Below are 568 nucleotides of genomic sequence, written 5' to 3'. Positions count from 1 at the left end.
CGCCGCAAGGGACGTGCCCTGTCTAGGGAGTGCAGGCCTGGACGACCGTGGGTCGGTAGCCTCCGCCGGTATGGCGTTCAAGGCGAACGGTGGCGACGATCTCTCCGTCATCATCGACGCGAATCCACAGGTTGGACGAGATCTGACGGTCTTCACCCGGGGGTGCCGCGTAAGCCCGAAAAGCGCGCTGGGCAGCTTCGGCTGAAGTGTCCTCGCGTGGGCCGCTACCTTCGCCGTAGTCGATATCAGCTGACTCGACCTGGTCGCAGCTGAGGATGGCTGGAAGCTCTGTCGGCGACGCTGGGCCTTCCGTAGCAAATCCGCTGCAGCCACTCGCGCTCATAGCGATTGCCAGTGCTGCGACCGCACGGGTGCGGCTTCGCGGCCGAGGCATTGTGTAGCGCGGGCTCATCGCATGACCCCTCTCTAACAGCGCGACCGGTGAATATCGCGGGCTTCCAAAGCCGGCCAGCAGTCCTGTGGCGCCCAGATCGTGTCACCACATGGTGCTCACATGGTACTGATCCGCCCAATCAAGGACCATCGCGCACATGCCCCCTATCGCCGG

Annotated in this window: 1 protein-coding gene; it reads left to right on the top strand. The window is 64.3% G+C overall.

Features of this window, described 5'->3' with window-relative positions; translation table 11 throughout:
* Nucleotides 1-70 precede the first annotated feature (70 nt).
* Nucleotides 71-205, top strand: a complete 135-nt coding sequence (locus GA707_RS21590) for a hypothetical protein (protein WP_255425112.1) — start codon at nt 71-73, stop codon at nt 203-205.
* Nucleotides 206-568: the final 363 nt, after the last annotated feature.

Origin of the sequence: Nostocoides sp. F2B08 (genome assembly GCF_009184895.1) — a bacterium.
In the GTDB taxonomy this organism is placed as follows: Bacteria; Actinomycetota; Actinomycetes; order Actinomycetales; family Dermatophilaceae; genus F2B08.
The sequence above is the reverse complement of the archived record's forward strand: the minus strand, read 5'-3'. Positions and strand labels throughout refer to the sequence as shown.